The 14,845-nt window shown below is 66.4% G+C and carries 17 protein-coding genes and 1 pseudogene; 12 read left to right on the top strand and 6 right to left on the bottom strand.

Translation table 11 applies throughout. From position 1 onward, the window contains the following. Position 1 precedes the first annotated feature (1 nt). Entirely contained in the window at positions 2 to 1,015 is a 1,014-nt protein-coding gene (locus tag G6N66_RS13725; protein ID WP_085234508.1) for an alcohol dehydrogenase catalytic domain-containing protein, read from the top strand. Continuing rightward, positions 1,015 to 1,566, top strand: coding sequence for a YceI family protein (locus G6N66_RS13720; protein ID WP_085234507.1), 552 nt, complete (start codon positions 1,015 to 1,017; stop codon positions 1,564 to 1,566). Before G6N66_RS13725 ends, G6N66_RS13720 begins: the two co-directional genes overlap by 1 nt. Here the strand turns inward: G6N66_RS13720 and G6N66_RS13715 are convergent. Continuing rightward, positions 1,539 to 2,645, bottom strand: coding sequence for a DUF7159 family protein (locus tag G6N66_RS13715; RefSeq protein WP_085234506.1), 1,107 nt, complete (start codon positions 2,643 to 2,645; stop codon positions 1,539 to 1,541). The genes G6N66_RS13720 and G6N66_RS13715 overlap by 28 nt on opposite strands. A 578-nt stretch (positions 2,646 to 3,223) precedes the next feature. Between G6N66_RS13715 and ag85B the strand changes: the two genes are divergently transcribed. After that, complete coding sequence (gene ag85B / locus G6N66_RS13710; protein WP_085234505.1) at positions 3,224 to 4,216, top strand: diacylglycerol acyltransferase/mycolyltransferase Ag85B; 993 nt, start codon at positions 3,224 to 3,226, stop codon at positions 4,214 to 4,216. A gap of 60 nt (positions 4,217 to 4,276) precedes the next feature. On the opposite strand, the gene G6N66_RS13705 is transcribed toward ag85B, so the two are convergent. Beyond that, the gene (locus G6N66_RS13705) at positions 4,277 to 4,831 is read right to left on the bottom strand and encodes a hypothetical protein (RefSeq protein WP_232079298.1); all 555 of its coding nucleotides are present in this window, start codon (positions 4,829 to 4,831) and stop codon (positions 4,277 to 4,279) included. A gap of 33 nt (positions 4,832 to 4,864) precedes the next feature. On the opposite strand from G6N66_RS13705, the gene G6N66_RS13700 reads away from it, so the two are divergent. The 6 genes from G6N66_RS13700 (at position 4,865) to G6N66_RS13675 (ending at position 9,049) form a co-directional block, all read left to right on the top strand. Further along, positions 4,865 to 5,419 carry a chorismate mutase gene (locus G6N66_RS13700; RefSeq protein ID WP_139825360.1) on the top strand — a complete coding sequence of 185 codons (555 nt, stop codon included), beginning with the start codon at positions 4,865 to 4,867 and terminating at the stop codon, positions 5,417 to 5,419. Positions 5,420 to 5,552: 133 nt separating this feature from the next. Next, positions 5,553 to 5,969 (top strand): resuscitation-promoting factor RpfC, encoded by a 417-nt coding sequence (gene rpfC, locus G6N66_RS13695; protein ID WP_085234503.1) that lies wholly within the window; start codon positions 5,553 to 5,555, stop codon positions 5,967 to 5,969. 21 nt (positions 5,970 to 5,990) lie between these two features. Beyond that, on the top strand, positions 5,991 to 6,464 hold the full coding sequence (locus tag G6N66_RS13690) for an SRPBCC family protein (RefSeq protein WP_139825356.1): 474 nt from the start codon (positions 5,991 to 5,993) through the stop codon (positions 6,462 to 6,464). After that, positions 6,461 to 7,306, top strand: coding sequence for an SDR family oxidoreductase (locus G6N66_RS13685; protein ID WP_085234501.1), 846 nt, complete (start codon positions 6,461 to 6,463; stop codon positions 7,304 to 7,306). Before G6N66_RS13690 ends, G6N66_RS13685 begins: the two co-directional genes overlap by 4 nt. Next, positions 7,303 to 7,713 carry a lipoprotein LpqH gene (locus tag G6N66_RS13680; RefSeq protein ID WP_179968274.1) on the top strand — a complete coding sequence of 137 codons (411 nt, stop codon included), beginning with the start codon at positions 7,303 to 7,305 and terminating at the stop codon, positions 7,711 to 7,713. Before G6N66_RS13685 ends, G6N66_RS13680 begins: the two co-directional genes overlap by 4 nt. Before the next feature lie 19 nt (positions 7,714 to 7,732). Continuing rightward, entirely contained in the window at positions 7,733 to 9,049 is a 1,317-nt protein-coding gene (locus tag G6N66_RS13675; protein WP_085234499.1) for a cytochrome P450, read from the top strand. A gap of 79 nt (positions 9,050 to 9,128) precedes the next feature. On the opposite strand, the pseudogene G6N66_RS13670 reads toward G6N66_RS13675, so the two are convergent. After that, positions 9,129 to 10,032 (bottom strand): annotated as a pseudogene (locus G6N66_RS13670) (dienelactone hydrolase family protein). 76 nt (positions 10,033 to 10,108) lie between these two features. Between G6N66_RS13670 and G6N66_RS13665 the strand changes: the two are divergent. Beyond that, positions 10,109 to 10,555, top strand: a complete 447-nt coding sequence (locus G6N66_RS13665) for a limonene-1,2-epoxide hydrolase family protein (RefSeq protein WP_085234498.1) — start codon at positions 10,109 to 10,111, stop codon at positions 10,553 to 10,555. Positions 10,556 to 10,699: 144 nt separating this feature from the next. After that, complete coding sequence (locus G6N66_RS13660) at positions 10,700 to 11,254, top strand: PE family protein (protein ID WP_139825355.1); 555 nt, start codon at positions 10,700 to 10,702, stop codon at positions 11,252 to 11,254. 94 nt (positions 11,255 to 11,348) lie between these two features. Here G6N66_RS13660 and G6N66_RS13655 read toward each other — a convergent pair whose 3' ends face one another. Next, positions 11,349 to 11,816 (bottom strand): ArsI/CadI family heavy metal resistance metalloenzyme, encoded by a 468-nt coding sequence (locus tag G6N66_RS13655; RefSeq protein WP_085234496.1) that lies wholly within the window; start codon positions 11,814 to 11,816, stop codon positions 11,349 to 11,351. 97 nt (positions 11,817 to 11,913) lie between these two features. On the opposite strand from G6N66_RS13655, the gene G6N66_RS13650 reads away from it, so the two are divergent. Next, the gene (locus G6N66_RS13650) at positions 11,914 to 12,273 is read left to right on the top strand and encodes an Rv2640c family ArsR-like transcriptional regulator (protein WP_085234572.1); all 360 of its coding nucleotides are present in this window, start codon (positions 11,914 to 11,916) and stop codon (positions 12,271 to 12,273) included. Positions 12,274 to 12,327: 54 nt separating this feature from the next. Here G6N66_RS13650 and G6N66_RS13645 read toward each other — a convergent pair whose 3' ends face one another. Together G6N66_RS13645 and G6N66_RS13640 are read right to left on the bottom strand one after the other, a co-directional pair. Further along, positions 12,328 to 13,164 carry a PE family protein gene (locus G6N66_RS13645; RefSeq protein ID WP_085234495.1) on the bottom strand — a complete coding sequence of 279 codons (837 nt, stop codon included), beginning with the start codon at positions 13,162 to 13,164 and terminating at the stop codon, positions 12,328 to 12,330. A gap of 241 nt (positions 13,165 to 13,405) precedes the next feature. Continuing rightward, a complete protein-coding gene (locus G6N66_RS13640) occupies positions 13,406 to 14,806 on the bottom strand; it encodes an amidase (protein WP_085234494.1) in 1,401 nt (466 codons plus the stop codon). Positions 14,807 to 14,845 lie beyond the last annotated feature (39 nt).

Raw genomic sequence — 14,845 nt, 5'->3', positions numbered from 1 at the left:
CGTGTCCACGCATCGAGCGGTCCACGTCAAGTCCGCGGGCGCACCGTTGGAGCTGGTCGAGGTCGAAACCACGCCACCGGCGCGCGACGAGGCCCGCATCACCGTGCGCGCTTGTGGCATCTGCGGCACCGATGCCCACTTCGTCTCCGGTGGATTCCCCGGCATGTCCTGGCCCTTGACTCCCGGGCATGAAATCGCCGGGACCATAGCCGAACTCGGCGAGGGCGTCGAGGGTTTCGCCGTCGGTGATCGGGTGGCGGTCGGTTGGTTCGGCGGGTGCTGCTACCACTGCGATCAGTGCCGCAAGGGCCAATTCATCCACTGCGAGAACGGCAAAGTCCCGAGCTACCAATACCCCGGCGGATACGCCGAATCGGTGACCGTACCGGCCAGCGCGATGGCCCGAATTCCCGCCGAGCTCTCCGACGCGGAAGCCGCGCCGATGGGCTGCGCCGGCGTCACCACCTACAACGCGCTGCGCCACACCAAGGCCGTGCCCGGCGACCGGGTTGCGATTCTCGGCGTCGGCGGGCTGGGGCACCTCGGCGTGCAGTTCGCCCGCGCAATGGGCTTCGAGACCATCGCGATCAATCGCGGAGCCGGCAAAGCCGACGACGCGCGAAAACTGGGCGCCCACCACTACATCGACTCCACCGCCGCCGACCCGGCCGAAGCGCTGAGGGCTCTCGGCGGTGCGGCGGTGGTGCTGGCGACCGCGGGCAATTCGGGTGCCATGGCGGCCACCGTCGGCGGCATCTCGCCCCGCGGCGAGCTGGTCACCGTCGGCGTCACGCCGGAACCTTTGCCGATCAGCCCCATTCAGCTCATCACGCCGGGCGTCAGCATCGTCGGCCATCCCTCCGGGACCGCCAAAGATGTCGAGGACACAATGCATTTCGCGGTCTTGTCCGGCGTGCGGGCGTGGATCGAGGAGTTGCCGCTGTCGCGGGCCGCGGAGGGCTACGCCGCGTTGGAGCAGGGCCGCGCGCACTACCGCACCGTGCTCACCATGTGATGGCGTGGACGTTTGACGCTTCCGACGGCGAGTTGCGGCTTCGCACCGGCGTGACGGGCAGGGCCGCGCGCATGGGCCACCGGCTGACCATCGCAATGACGCGTTGGCGGGCCACGGTGAATTGGGATGGCGGCGAACCCGTGACCGCCGAGCTCGTCGTCGACGCCGAGTCATTCCAGGTCGTGCGCGGCGAGGGCGGGGTCAAGGGATTGTCCGGACCCGAGAAGGCCGTCGTGCGCTCCAACGCGTTGAAATCGCTGAGCGCCAACCGTTTTCGCGAAATCCGATTCAGCAGTGACGCTATCGACAAGACCGACGACGGGTATCGCCTCAGCGGAACGCTGCAAATCCGCGGGGTGTCGCAAGACCACGTAATCGATTTGCGCACCGACGATCTCGGCGACTCGTGGCGAATGTCCGCCGAATCCGCGGTCCGCCAATCGGATTACGGCATCAAGCCGTTCTCGCTGCTGATGGGCTCCGTGCAGGTCGCCGACGAGGTGACGGTTTCGTTCAGCGCGGTCTACGGCTGCGAGTCCGAGTCGCCGTAGGCGGCGGGGATGTGTTCGAGCACCCGTGCCACCGCGGGCGGGTGGCCGTCGGGATCCGACGTCGCGTTCTGTTGTTCCATCGGCGCGACGGGCTGCGCCGCGGGCGCGGCGGGCGGTTGCACCTGCGACATCGGCCGCACCCCCTCCCGGGGGGCGGGCGGCGGCGGGGCCGTCGGCGCCGCCTCGATGGGTGGCCTCGAGGTACGCGGCGGGTGATTTGCCGTATCGGAAGCGTTGTCGGGAACCAACTGGAGGCCCACCGCCAGCGACAACGACGTGACGAACGTGACCGCAGCGGCGGCCAACGCGGTCACCGCGCCGGCGTAGGAGACGTGCCGCGACCGGACGGCGGGCGCGGGAGCGGGCTCGTTGGCCGTCTCGAGAAGCAGTTGCTCGTCGGTGAACTCGGTGCTGGCCGCCGCCGCCAGCGCGGCGCCGCGGGCGACCGTCACCTGGGCCATGCTCTGCGCGAAAACCGGTACCGGCAAAGTCTTTTCGAGTTGCCAGGACAGGGCATTGATGTCGAGGTCCGAACCGACCACCAGCACGCCCGCGGGGCGCCATCCGTCGCGGTCGAACATTCCGCTCAGCCAGGACGTCAGCCCGTCAAAGCCGCCGCGCACAAGTTTGACGGCCGTGCGCGTCTCGCCGTCATTGGTGTCGACCATGACGACGTTGGCCCACTCCTGCTCGAGGATGCACACCGCGGCCTGCTCGTAGCCGATGACCGGCGTGATGGCCCTGGCGAGCGTGTCGACGGCTTCCAGGTAGCGAATGGGCACCACGTTCTCGAAACCCGCGTCGGTCAGGGCCTCCAACAACAGCGCGGCCTCCGCCGACGCCTCGTCGTTCCAGGTCACGCCGACGACCCGCAGACGGCGCTCGCTCGCGCTCACCAGCGCCTCAACCCGCAATACCTCGTCTGCCACCTGCTCCGCGGTGCTCACCGCCCGCACGCCGCGTCCGCGGGGCAGCTTCAACTCGTGATGGTCCAGGATCGTGCCGTCTGCGCCATGTCCGTCAGCGAGGACCCACCCGACGGTGGTCGGCGTGACTGATACCCCTAGTACCGTATCCAAATTTGCACCTCAATCGGCCCCGGAACACTGACGCTCCCAGCCACACCGCCGCACACCATGCGGCCCGCTGGTGCGGTGATTCGTGGGAGCCGGAACGGACCGGGTTAGCGTGGTCTCTCGGCTTGCTTCGTGAGAGCCTACGCGGTCGGCGCGAGTTGGGTAGCCCCGAGCCCGAAGACCCAGGTGACGCACAGCGATATATCCCGCGCGCCACGGGCGCAACACGCCAAAACCGTCAAGCGGATTGCGCGGCGCCCCGCGGTTAGCCAAAAACCGAAACGCCATTTGCTTAGTGGCACTTTGTAACTTTTCGTGATGCGTCGCCGGGCGCGGGACTCGGCTGCGTTAAATCGGCCACTAGCTGGTGATTTCCGCGCCCTGCGGGCCTGCGGCGGGGCTGCGGGCACATCTTGCGCCGCCGCCGGCGCCGCGTTATCACCGTTGCTGTATTCGCGGCGGTGGCCGATACAAAACCGAGATTGGTTCGCGTCCAGATCGACATTTGGCCTATTCGCACGGTAAATTCCTGCCGAGAGCACGGCTCGAGCTACGCCAGACATAAGACAAGGTGGGCAGGTATGACAGACGTGAGCGAGAAGGTCCGGGCCTGGGGGCGGCGGCTGTTGGTCGGTGCCGCGGCGGCTATCACCCTGCCGGGCCTGGTCGGTCTTGCCGGTGGTGCGGCGACCGCGGGGGCATTCTCTCGGCCAGGTCTGCCGGTCGAATACCTGCAGGTGCCGTCGGCCGCAATGGGCCGCAGCATCAAGGTCCAGTTCCAAAGCGGCGGGAACGGCTCCCCCGCGGTGTACCTGCTGGACGGGCTGCGCGCGCAGGACGACTACAACGGCTGGGACATCAACACCCCGGCCTTCGAGTGGTACTACAAGTCGGGCCTGTCGATCGTGATGCCCGTCGGCGGGCAATCCAGCTTCTACGCCGACTGGTACCAGCCGGCCTGCGGTAAGGCCGGTTGCTCCACGTACAAGTGGGAAACCTTCGTCACCAGCGAGCTGCCGGCGTACCTGCAGTCGCAACGACAGGTCAAGCCGACCGGCAGCGCCGCCGTGGGCATCTCGATGTCCGGTTCGTCGGCGTTGATCCTGGCCGTGAACCACCCCGGTCAGTTCATCTACGCCGGCTCGTTGTCGGCGCTGATGGACCCGTCCCAGGGCATGGGCCCCAGCCTGATCGGCCTGGCGATGGGTGACGCCGGTGGCTACAAGGCCGACGCCATGTGGGGGCCGTCCAGCGACCCGGCCTGGCAGCGCAACGACCCGACCCTGCAGGTCGGCAAGCTCGTCGCCAACAACACGCGGCTGTGGATCTACTGCGGTAACGGCACCCCGTCGGAGCTGGGCGGCGCCAACATGCCCGCCGAGTTCCTGGAGAACTTCGTGCGCAGCAGCAACCTGAAGTTCCAGGACGCCTACAACGCCGCCGGTGGCCACAACGCGACGTTCAACTTCAACGCCAACGGCACGCACAGCTGGGAGTACTGGGGTGCGCAGCTCAACGCGATGAAGGGCGACCTGACGGCCACCCTGGGCGCGACCCCCGGTGGCGGCGGCTAACCCGCCCCGTTTCGAAGTCCGCTACTGCGCTCGACGGCAATCGTCGAGCGCAGTAGCGCGTTAGGGGCCCGGGAATTGGTTGGTGATGTCGATCCACCCGGATGCGTCCCTGCGGTGATCGTTGGTGTCGCGGCACTCGCCGTACGCGCGCAGGATTCCCAGGGACGAATCGTCGCCGTGCGGATAGATGATGGCGGTGACGGCGTCCTTGGCGACGGTCATCCCGAACACGTGATCGTTGGGCGGTAGGCCCTCCGTCCAGCCCCGGGTCACCAGCGTCGCTGCGATTGTCTTGAAATAGATGTCGGGACGAGCGCCCGCGGGCAGTGTGAAGGTCAGGTAGATCGCACCCTGGTAGGGAGGGTCATTCTGGTTCTTACAGGACATCAACAGATAGCCGGCCGACTTTGTCCGCAGCCCCGCGAGGCTCACGATTTGTTTGGCCGACCCGATTACCTGGGCGGAGGTCGCGTCGTCGCTGACCGGGTTGGCGGGATGGTCCAGCTTTTCCAACGGCGACGGACGCAGCGCGCTCACCACCAGGAACGCACCGCCCAGCAGCAGCGAGACCGCGAGCGCGGCCGCCAGCAGCGCCCGAGCGCGCCGCGCGCGCAACCAGTCTCCGCGTATAGCTATGTCAGCCAGGCTATCTCGCGATTGGCGCGCGCCGGGGTCGTCGTGCTGGCCGTCCTGCTGGCCGCACCGCAGGCGCGGGCCGACAGCACGAACCCGCTGAGCGAGCTGGTCGACGCGGCCGCGGCTCGGTTGCAGGTCGCCGACCCGGTGGCCGTGTTCAAATGGCGGACCCGTGGGCTGATTGAGGATCCCGGCCGCGTCGAGCAAGAACTCGCCGCGTTGCGCGCCGACGCCACGGCTAAACGCATTGACGCCGAATATGTCGCGCGAGTCTTCGCCGACCAGATCGACGCCACCGAGGGCATCGAATACAGCCGCTTTGCCGATTGGAAGTTCAATCCGCCGGCCGCGCCGACGGGCGCGCCGGACCTGTCGGCGTCCCGCGCGACGATCGATGGCCTCAACCAGACGATGCTAACCCAGATCGCGTTGAACTGGGATTTGTTGCGGTCACCGGGGTGCGTCGGCGCGCTCGACGCGGCCCGGGCCGACGTCGTCGTCGCCCGTGGGCTCGACGACCTGTACCGATCAGCCCTCTTCTCGGCGACGCGCTCTTATTGCTCTTGAAAGATATGAATTGAATAGGTATTCAGCTGGCGCCTGACGTGCCGATTTCTGCTGATTTCGTTGCCATAGATTTCTTATCTCGCGATTTATTCGAATCCGTAACACTTCGGACACGCCTGCCGAAAAGCTTGACATGAAAATACTCGGCAAGCCTCTCGTCGGGTCCGCCGTGATCGGCGGGTTCGTTGCAGTGTCGATGACCATCTCCGGCGGTGCGGCCAGCGCCGCCCCCGCGGCGCCCAACTGGGACGCGATCGCGCAATGCGAGTCAGGTGGCAACTGGCACGCCAACACCGGCAACGGCGAATACGGTGGGCTGCAATTCAAGCAAGCCACCTGGAATCAATACGGCGGGGTCGGCAACCCGGCCGCCGCGTCCAAGGAGCAACAGATCGCCGTGGCCAACCGGGTTTTCGCCGATGATGGCCTGGACCCGTGGCCCAAGTGCGGCTCGGCCTCGGGCCTGCCGACCGCGTGGTATTCGCACCCCGCTCAGGGCATCAAGCAGATCATCAACGGGCTGATCCAGGCTTCGGTCCCGCACCGGTAAGCCCTATGTCCCGGGGCGAACCTGTGTTTGGATCGGGTCATGGAAGGTTCGGCGACGGTTCACATGGCGGCGCCCGCGGACAAGGTGTGGGACGTGATCGCAGACGTCCGCAACACCCCGCGGTTCTCCCCGGAAGTTTTCGAGTCGGAGTGGATAGGTGGCGCGACGGGCCCCGAGCTGGGCGCCAAATTCCGCGGGCACGTCAAGCGCAACGAGATCGGGCCGGTGTACTGGACGACGTGCGAGGTGACCGCCTGCGAGCGGGGCCGCGAATTCGGGTTCGCGGTCCTGCTCGGCGGGCGAGCGGTCAATAACTGGCACTATCGCCTGGCACCTGCGGACGGCGGCACCGACGTCACCGAGTCGTTCCGGATGCCGCCGTCCGCGTTCAACAGCGTCTATTTCTGGTTGTTCGGCGGGTGGCTGCGTAAACGCCGCAACATCCGCGACATGACCAAGACGCTGGAACGCATCAAGGCCGTGGTCGAGGAGTGAAGTCCGTCTTCATCACCGGGGCGGGCAGCGGCATGGGGCGCGAGGGCGCAAGGCTGTTCCACGCCAAGGGCTGGCGAGTCGGTGCGGTGGACCGCAACGACGAGGGGCTGGCCGAGCTGAGCGGCCAACTCGGCACCGATCGGCTCTGGACCCGCGTTGTCGATGTGACCGACAAGGCGGCCCTGGACGGTGCGTTGGCCGACTTCTGCGCCGACAACGACGGCGGCGGGCTGGACATGATGTGGAACAACGCCGGCATCGGCCAATCCGGCTGGTTCGAGGACGTGCCCTACGAGGACGCCATGCGCGTCGTCGACGTCAACTACAAGGCCGTGCTGACGGGCGCCTACGGCGCGCTGCCCTACCTGAAAAAGACCCCGGGCAGCCTGATGTTTTCGACGTCGTCGTCGTCGGGCACCTACGGCATGCCGCGGATCGCCGTGTACTCGTCGACCAAGCACGCCGTCAAGGGGCTGACCGAGGCGCTCAGCGTGGAATGGCATCGGCATGGCGTGCGGGTCGCCGACGTGCTGCCCGGGATGATCGATACCGCGATCCTGACGACGACGCCCAACCACTCCGGCGACGCGCCGTCGAAGTTGACCGCCGACGAGATCCGGGCCCGAGCCCCCAAGAAGGGCATGATGCGGATGATGCCCGCGTCCAGCGTGGCCGAGGTGGCCTGGCAGGCCTACCAGCATCCGAGCCGGTTGCACTGGTACGTGCCCAACAGCATTCGCTGGATCGACCGGATCAAGGGACTCAGCCCGGAATTGGTGCGCCGCAGCTTCATTCGGGCGCTACCCCGGCTGATGCCGAGCGAATCCGAGGTGAACCGTTGATCGCGCGCGCCGCAAGTGCTTTGGTCCTCGCCGCCACCATCGCAGGGTGTGGGGCGGCGCAAACGATCCCCCGCCACGCCGCGCGCCTGACCATCGACGGGAACACGCGCACCGCGCGTCCGCCCGCGTGCAGCCAGATGCAGGGGTACCGGACGATCGACATCGTCGATCACGACGGACGGGTGGAGGCCGCGGTGCTGCTCAGCGGCGAGCGGGCCATCCCCCAATGGGTGAAGATCCGCAACATCGGCGGGTTCACCGGCAGCTTCTGGCAGGGCGGGGTGGGCGACGCGCACGTAGACCTGGCTCACAGCACCTACACCATCACCGGCAGCGCCTACGGCATCAACGACAGCAACCCCAACAGGGTCATCACGACGGACTTCAAGATCACCGCCGAGTGCTGAGCGGCCTAGGCTGGTCGCTGTGAAGCAGAGACTGCACTGGCTGGCGATGCACGGGTTCATCCGTGGCGCCGCGAAGATCGGAGTCCGGCGGGGCGACGTGCAGTCGCGGCTGATCGCCGATCCGGCAGTGATCGCCGACCCGGTGCCGTTCTGCGACGAGCTGCGCGCGCAGGGGCCGCTGACGAAGGGCCGCGCCGCCTATCTGGCCGTCAGCCATCCGCTCGCACATGAGGTGCTGCGGTCCGACGACTTTCGGGTGCTGATGTACGGCGGTAATTTGCCCGCACCGTTGCGGTGGCTGGAGAGGCGCCTCCGCGACGATCTTCTTCATCCGTTGCGCGCGCCGTCGTTGCTGGCCGTCGAGCCCCCAGACCACACGCGCTATCGAAAAACGGTGTCGGCCGTGTTCACGACGCGGGCGGTTGCCGCGTTGCGCGACGGCGTCGAGCAGACCGCGGCCGGGCTCTTGGACGAGCTGGCCGGCCAGTCCGATGTGGTGGACATCGTCGATCGGTATTGCTCGCAACTTCCGGTCGCGATCATCAGCGACATCCTGGGCGTGCCCGAGCCGGACCGGCGCCGCGTCCTCGACTTCGGTGAGCTGGCCGCGCCGAGCCTGGACTTCGGGCTGCCGTGGCGACAGTACCGGCGCGTGCAGGACGGGATCGCCGGGTTCAACCATTGGCTCGCCGATCATCTGCAGCAGTTGCGGCGCGAACCGGGTGACGACTTGATGAGTCAATTAATTCAGAAAGCCGAAAGTGGTTCTGCCGAAACCTATCTCAGCCCGAGCGAACTTCAGGGCGTCGCCGGTCTGGTGTTGGCGGCCGGGTTCGAGACCACGGTGAACCTGTTGGGCAACGGAATTCGGATGTTGCTCGACAATCCCCAACACCTGGACACGCTGCGCCACCGTCCTGAGTTGTGGCCCAACGCCGTCGAGGAAATCCTGCGGCTGGAATCGCCGGTACAGCTGACCGCGCGGACGGCGCTCAACGATGTCGAGCTGGCCGGCGTCCGGATCAAGGCCGGCGAGATGGTGGTGGTCTACCTGGCCGCCGCTAACCGCGATCCTGAGGTGTTTCCCGATCCGCACCGCTTCGACATCGAGCGCCCCAATGCCGGCAAGCACCTGGCGTTCTCCGGTGGACGGCATTTCTGTCTGGGGGCCGCGCTGGCCCGCGCCGAGGGCGAGGTCGGGTTGCGCACGTTTTTCGAGCGCTTCCCCGAGGTGCGGTCCGCCGGCGCGGGCAGCCGGCGGGACACGCGTGTGCTGCGCGGGTGGTCGAAGCTGCCGGTGACACTGGGACCGGTGCGCTCGATGGTGTCGCCCTAGGCGGGGTCGCCCGTTGACTCTGCGCTCAGCGCGGGTCCTACTCGAACATTTGCGCGCTCACTGCAGAGTCAATGGCGGGCTAGGCGAGGTAGCGGGCGAACCAGTCCAGCATTCGCCGCCACGCATCGGCCGCCGCCGCCGCGTTGTAGCGCGGGCCGGTGTCGTTGAAAAACGCATGGTTGGCATCGGGTTCGACCACCATCTCGTTGACCAGCCCGGCCCGGCCCAGGGCCGCTTTGGCCGCCGCCTGCGACCCGGTGACGCGGGTGTCCAGGGCGCCGTAGATGCCCCTTGCAGCCGGCGAAATCGGGGTTGTCGGGGAACGGCCCGTAGAACGGGACCGCCGCTGACACCCCCAGCGCGCCGTCGGCCAGCAGTTGCCACACCAGACCGCCGCCGAAACAGAAGCCGACCACGGCGACCTTCTCCCCCGGAGCGCGCAACTTCAATTGCGCGACAGCGGAATTCAGATCGTGGACGAACTGTTCCGGCGCGATCGCAGCCAACGCCGCGGTGGCCTGCGCCGGGTCGGCGAACGCTCCGGTGCCACCGCGCTCGGACAACAGATCGACGGCCATCGCCGAGTACCCGGCCCCGGCCAGTCGGCCCGCGACCGACCGCACCCAGTCGTTCAGACCCTTGTTCTCGTGGATCACCAGCACGGCGCCCTTGGAGTTGGCCGTTTGCGACCACGCCGCTTGCAGTTGGCCGCTGGGCCCTGGCCAGCTGATCGGCTGGGTGGGCAGCCGGTGGGCCATTCCCGGCGGCTGCGGCGGCCCGAGTGGGCCGGGCGGGTACGACGGCGCCGTCGACGGCCTGGCAGCTTCCTCGGGTTTCTCGCTGCAGGACGCGATGAGCGCCGCCGAGGCCGTCGTCGTCAACCCGAGTAGGCCGAGCCTTCTCAGCGTTTCGCGCCGGGTGAGTAGACCGCCGAGGTGATCGGTCGCGATCTCTTCGGCGAGGTAGCGCTGCAGGGGATTCACTGTGGCGAGTATGCGCCCGAGTCGTTGACAGCGGTGCCGCGGCGGGGTGTTATTGGCGACTATGACAGAGGTATCTATGAATGCGGTCGAGACGGAGGCGGTACTCGGGCTGTGGCAGGCGCTGTCGCGTCGCGATTGGGACGCGGTCAAAACGTTCTTGTCAGCCGATTGCCTGTACGTCGACATGCCGGTGCCGGCGCTGGCGGCACGCGGTCCCGACGACATCGTCAAACGGCTCAAGATGGGCCTTGCGCCGCTGGCCGGATACGAGAATCACGACGGCGTGCTGGTGTCCAACGGCGCCGACGTGCTCTACGAACACTCCGAAACATGGACGTTCGAGACCGGCGAGCAAGGCCTGCTGAGGTTCGTCACCGTGCACAAGGTCGTCGACGGAAAAATCACCGTCTGGAAGGACTACTGGGACATGAACAGCCTGGTCGCCTTCGCTCCCCCGAACCATTTCGAGAACCTGGCATCTGGGGATGTGAGCTGGGTGTTTGACGCTTCGGGGCTGGTCTGAAGGGCGGATGGGCCAACCCGCCCACCGGGGTCGGGGGTAACCCGTTTTCGGCGAAACGCGACAAGACGACCCAAGTCCCGTTCTAGGCTCGTCTCATCCTGACCGGGTGGGCAAAACGAGGGCTTGTTAGTGAGGTGGACCGACATGTCGTTTGTGAGCGCGGCGCCTGAGCTGATGACCGCGGCGGCAGCGGATTTGGCAACCATCAGCTCGGACCTCAGTGCGGCCCATTCGGCGGCGGCCGCCTCCACCGTCGCCGTGACGCCAGCGGCCGCCGATGAGGTCTCGGCGGCGATCTCGGGGGTGTTCGGTCGCTACGCCCAGGGCTTTCATAGTCTGGCCGGCCATGCAACGGCGTTTCACGATCTGTTCGGCCAAAACTTGAGCGCGAGCGCGGCCTCATATGCCGGCGCCGAGGCCGCCAGCGACTCGGTGTTGCGGACCATCCTCCACGAAATAGTCTTCCTGCAGCCCGTGATACAAGCCGTGCAGACCATCACCCAGGGTATCGAACAAAATCTGGCGTTCATCGGGCTGAGTCTGGTGAGCGTCGGGCAGGGTCTGCAGTTTCTGGGACTAAGCGCGGGGCCCAACGGGTATGGTCTGGCGATGTTCGGGCAAGGTCTGCAGGGTCTTGGACAAAGCGTGCTGAACCTCGTAGTAAATCTGGAGAAGCTACCGATAAGCGGGCAATCGTAGTATCGAATTTGGATCAATCGCTGCGAGCTCCCTTGTGCGCCAAGGGAAAAAGGGTTTCCGGCTCGCGCTTCAGCGCGTGCGGGACGGGTCGTGACTATCCACCGGCTGCGTCACGGCGCCTGCTCAGCGGTTCCGGCGCAGCACACTGCGTGCCACCGTCGTCGTCGCCTTCGGCCGGTGAGTTAACGCCGAACGTGTCCGAGTCGGCGAGCACGGTGTAGACCTCCCACCTCTCACCCGACGGGCCGGTGACCCACACCTTGTCCTGCAGGGCGAAGCAACACGTCGTCCCGATTTTCTCTTGGGTGAAGACACCCTCGTCGGTTAGGCGGGCGATCTCAGCCTGGACCGCCTGGCTGGACTCGACCTCTACCCCGAGATGGTTGAGAGTGCCTCCGTGGCTGGGGTTTTCGATCAGGACCAGCTTTAACGGCGGTTCGGCGACGGCGAAGTTGGCATACCCCGGCTTCACCTTCGCCGGCGCGGTCTTGAACAGCTTGGAGTAGAAGGCGATGGCCCGCTCGAGGTCATCGACGTTGAGGGCGAGTTGGGCGCGGGACATAAAGCCTCCCTACCTTTGCGGCTTATATCGAACTTGTTACGCTGCCGATGATGCCACGTCTTCGATATTTGTCAACAAGGTGTGGCATCATGAACAAGTGCCGAAGACACTGCCCGAGGTAGACGTTTCCGCGCCGGTGTGCTGCTCACCGGTCGCCGCCGGCCCGGTGGGCGACGATGCGGCATTAGAGATTGCGCTGCGGCTCAAGGCTTTAGCCGATCCGGTCCGGGTCAAGCTGGTGTCACTCTTGTTCAGTAGCAGCACCGGCGAGGAATGCAGTCGCGATCTGGCGGCGGCGGTCGGACTGGCCGAATCCACTGTGAGTCATCACCTGTCGCGGTTGCGCAGGACGGGGTTCGTTGAGTCCGAGCGACGCGGAATGAACGTGTACCACCGCGCTCGCGATGAATCGCTTGTCGCGCTGTGCTCGGTTCTAGATCCGAGTTGCTGCCGCTAACCCGGGCAACTCCGAGCGAAAGACCTTCGGCGCCAAGATGTTAAGCAGGACTCCCTAGAACGAAAACGTGATACCGTCGATGCTGATCGATCCGCCAGTGATGACCGGGCCTCCGTCGGTGATCTTCCCGGTCAACGACAACGCCTCGCTGCCACCCGGACTTTGCGCACTGATGTGACCGGAGAACCCGCCGTCAGTCGTGACGACCGCCTGTCCGGTCGCCTTGAAGATGTTCAGGTCCCCGAACGGAGTGTGGATGCCACCCGACGCTTTCAGGGTCTCCCCGACTTCGGTGTCGGTGTTGATCGGGGTCCCGGACGCGTGGAAGGCCAGCGGAGGCCCAAACGGACTGTGGCCACTCAGGGAGGCGGTGAATCCGCCGTTTGTGGTCGAGGTCGCGCTGCCGCTGGCTTCCAGCCAATTCACGGTGCCGACCGGGGTGTGGAAAGTGCCAGTTGCTTTCAGGGCCGCCCCCGAAGCGTTCTGGGTTGCGCTGAACGACAAGGACGGACGGAACGGCGTGTAAAACGTGATGTTCCCGCTCGCGCCCGTCGCGGACTGATTGAACGCATACGAGAAGAGGCCGTAGTTTCCGCTCAGGCTGGTGTCGCTGGCCGCTTCGGTGCCGACGTACTGCGCGGCCCCGCCTTTCAACAGGTTCACGAAGTCGTCGTGAAAAGCCGCCGCCTTGGCGCTGGCCGCGTGAAAACCCCGAGCGTGCGTGCCAAGTAGGGCCGTGATGGCTGCCGATACCTCATCGGCGGCCGGGGCCGCGATCGAAGTCGTTTGGGTTGCGGCCGTCGCGGTCGCGCTTCGCAACGCAGAACCGAGGTCCGCCAAATTTTCGCTAGCGCCCGCCACCATGTCCGGCGCGATGCTCAAAAACGACATTCCTCCCCTTCCCGGGTCGAACACCTTCCGACACAAAACGCCCACATGTCGAGCGATGCGCAAACTGTAAGGGTCACGATCGAATCGGCGTGGAGTTTTAGGAATATTCGGTCTCCACGGGACTGGTGTGCCGCTGCGAGTGCACCGATTCCTGTCCCCGCGTATGGGAAAGTCGCGATATTCGTGACAATCGGTTTGCGATTTCCCGTCTTTGCGTTCGCGGCGCGCCTGCTGGTCAGATTCACACCCACAGCGGCGGGGGCTGCCACCCGCCGAACACCGTCTCCAGGTGCGCCGCGACGGCCAGCGCGGTCGCGTCCTGCCATGGCCTGGCGACGATTTGGACACCGATCGGCAAGCCGTCGTTGGAAGTGCCGCACCGCACCACCGCAGCGGGCCATCGGGTGATGTTGTGCACCATCAGATGTGAGAAATCGCTGACTTCCACCAGACCGTGATGATGCGGTTTGGCCGGAGTGGGCATCGCCGGGCAAACGATCACGTCGTAGTCGGCCATGAACTTGAGCATGTCGACGCGATACTGATCGAGCTCGGCGAGTCGGCGTCGGGCATGGGTCACGGAGAACTCGACTTTGCTTGCCTGGGCGCGGAATTCGGCCAACTCCTCGGAGGTCTCGGTGACCCCGAGCGCCCGCAGGACTTCTTCGAATTCCTGTCCACCATCGCCACCGAGGAAGACCGACGTCCAGAGCAGCTCCATGGTACGACCCAAACAGCCCGGGATCGCGTGCCGAACATGCGCGGCCACCTCTCCCACCGCGGCGGCCGCCGCGGTCACCACCGCGGCCACCTCGTCGGTGGGCGCCGAAATGCCGTCGTCGAGGTAGGTGGCGACGCGAAGCGACGCAAGGTCGACGTCAGCCGGATTGCCCAGGGGCGCGGGTACCGCATAGGGATCGCGCAGATCCGGACCTTGCATGATCGAGAGGCCGAGGAAAAGGTCGGCAACCGATCGTGCCAGCGGACCGTAGTGGCTGAACGGACCGAAGATTCCCGGCGCGCTGCCGAAGACGTTGCCCGTCCGGGGAATCCGGCCATGCGACGGCTTGAGCCCGGCGATTCCGGTGTTGTGGCTCGGCTGCCGGATGCTGCCACCCTCGTCGGTGCCGACGCTGAGCGCCGCGCCACCGGCGGCGACAAGTGCGGCCGATCCGCCGCTGCTGCCCCCGGGCGTCCTGGCCAAATCGTACGGATTGTTGGTGCGGCCGTAGAGACTGTTGTTGGATTCGGCGCCGCGACCCAATTCGGGAACGTTGGTGAGCCCCAGTACGATCGCGCCGGCGCCGCGCAGCCTCGCGACCGCGGTCGCGTCGGCAGGTGCGACGGCGCGCAGCGCGCTGCTCCCACCGGAGCAGGCCAGGCCTGCCACCTTGATGACGTCCTTGACGACCACCGGCAGTCCATGCGCGGCACCCAGCGGCCGGCCACGCGCGGCGCACTCATCGGCGTGGTCGGCCAACCGCAGGCATTCCTCCGGATCCGCGGCCTCGACCAGCGCGTTGAGCGTGGGGTTCACGCGTTCGATCTGCGCCAGGTGGGCTTGCGTGACCTCCCGGCAGGACACCGAGCGGCTCGTCATCAAACGGACGAGTTCGTGAGCCGGCAGGTGACACAACTCCATGCGGGAAACTTACGCCCCGGGCGGCGTGTCAGACTCGCA

This window comes from Mycobacterium conspicuum (assembly GCF_010730195.1).
Lineage (GTDB): Bacteria > Actinomycetota > Actinomycetes > Mycobacteriales > Mycobacteriaceae > Mycobacterium > Mycobacterium conspicuum.
Note: the sequence above shows the minus strand (reverse complement) of the source record. Positions and strands in the feature narration are given on the sequence as shown.

What these genes read in the sequence shown, in the direction of transcription:
- G6N66_RS13720 (WP_085234507.1), top strand. Translation starts at nt 1,015, where the DNA reads ATGGCGTGGACGTTTGACGCTTCCGACGGCGAGTTGCGGCTTCGCACC.
- ag85B (WP_085234505.1), top strand. Translation starts at nt 3,224, where the DNA reads ATGACAGACGTGAGCGAGAAGGTCCGGGCCTGGGGGCGGCGGCTGTTG.
- rpfC (WP_085234503.1), top strand. Translation starts at nt 5,553, where the DNA reads ATGAAAATACTCGGCAAGCCTCTCGTCGGGTCCGCCGTGATCGGCGGG.
- G6N66_RS13665 (WP_085234498.1), top strand. Translation starts at nt 10,109, where the DNA reads ATGAATGCGGTCGAGACGGAGGCGGTACTCGGGCTGTGGCAGGCGCTG.
- G6N66_RS13660 (WP_139825355.1), top strand. Translation starts at nt 10,700, where the DNA reads ATGTCGTTTGTGAGCGCGGCGCCTGAGCTGATGACCGCGGCGGCAGCG.
- G6N66_RS13655 (WP_085234496.1), bottom strand. Translation starts at nt 11,816, where the DNA reads ATGTCCCGCGCCCAACTCGCCCTCAACGTCGATGACCTCGAGCGGGCC.
- G6N66_RS13645 (WP_085234495.1), bottom strand. Translation starts at nt 13,164, where the DNA reads ATGTCGTTTTTGAGCATCGCGCCGGACATGGTGGCGGGCGCTAGCGAA.
- G6N66_RS13640 (WP_085234494.1), bottom strand. Translation starts at nt 14,806, where the DNA reads ATGGAGTTGTGTCACCTGCCGGCTCACGAACTCGTCCGTTTGATGACG.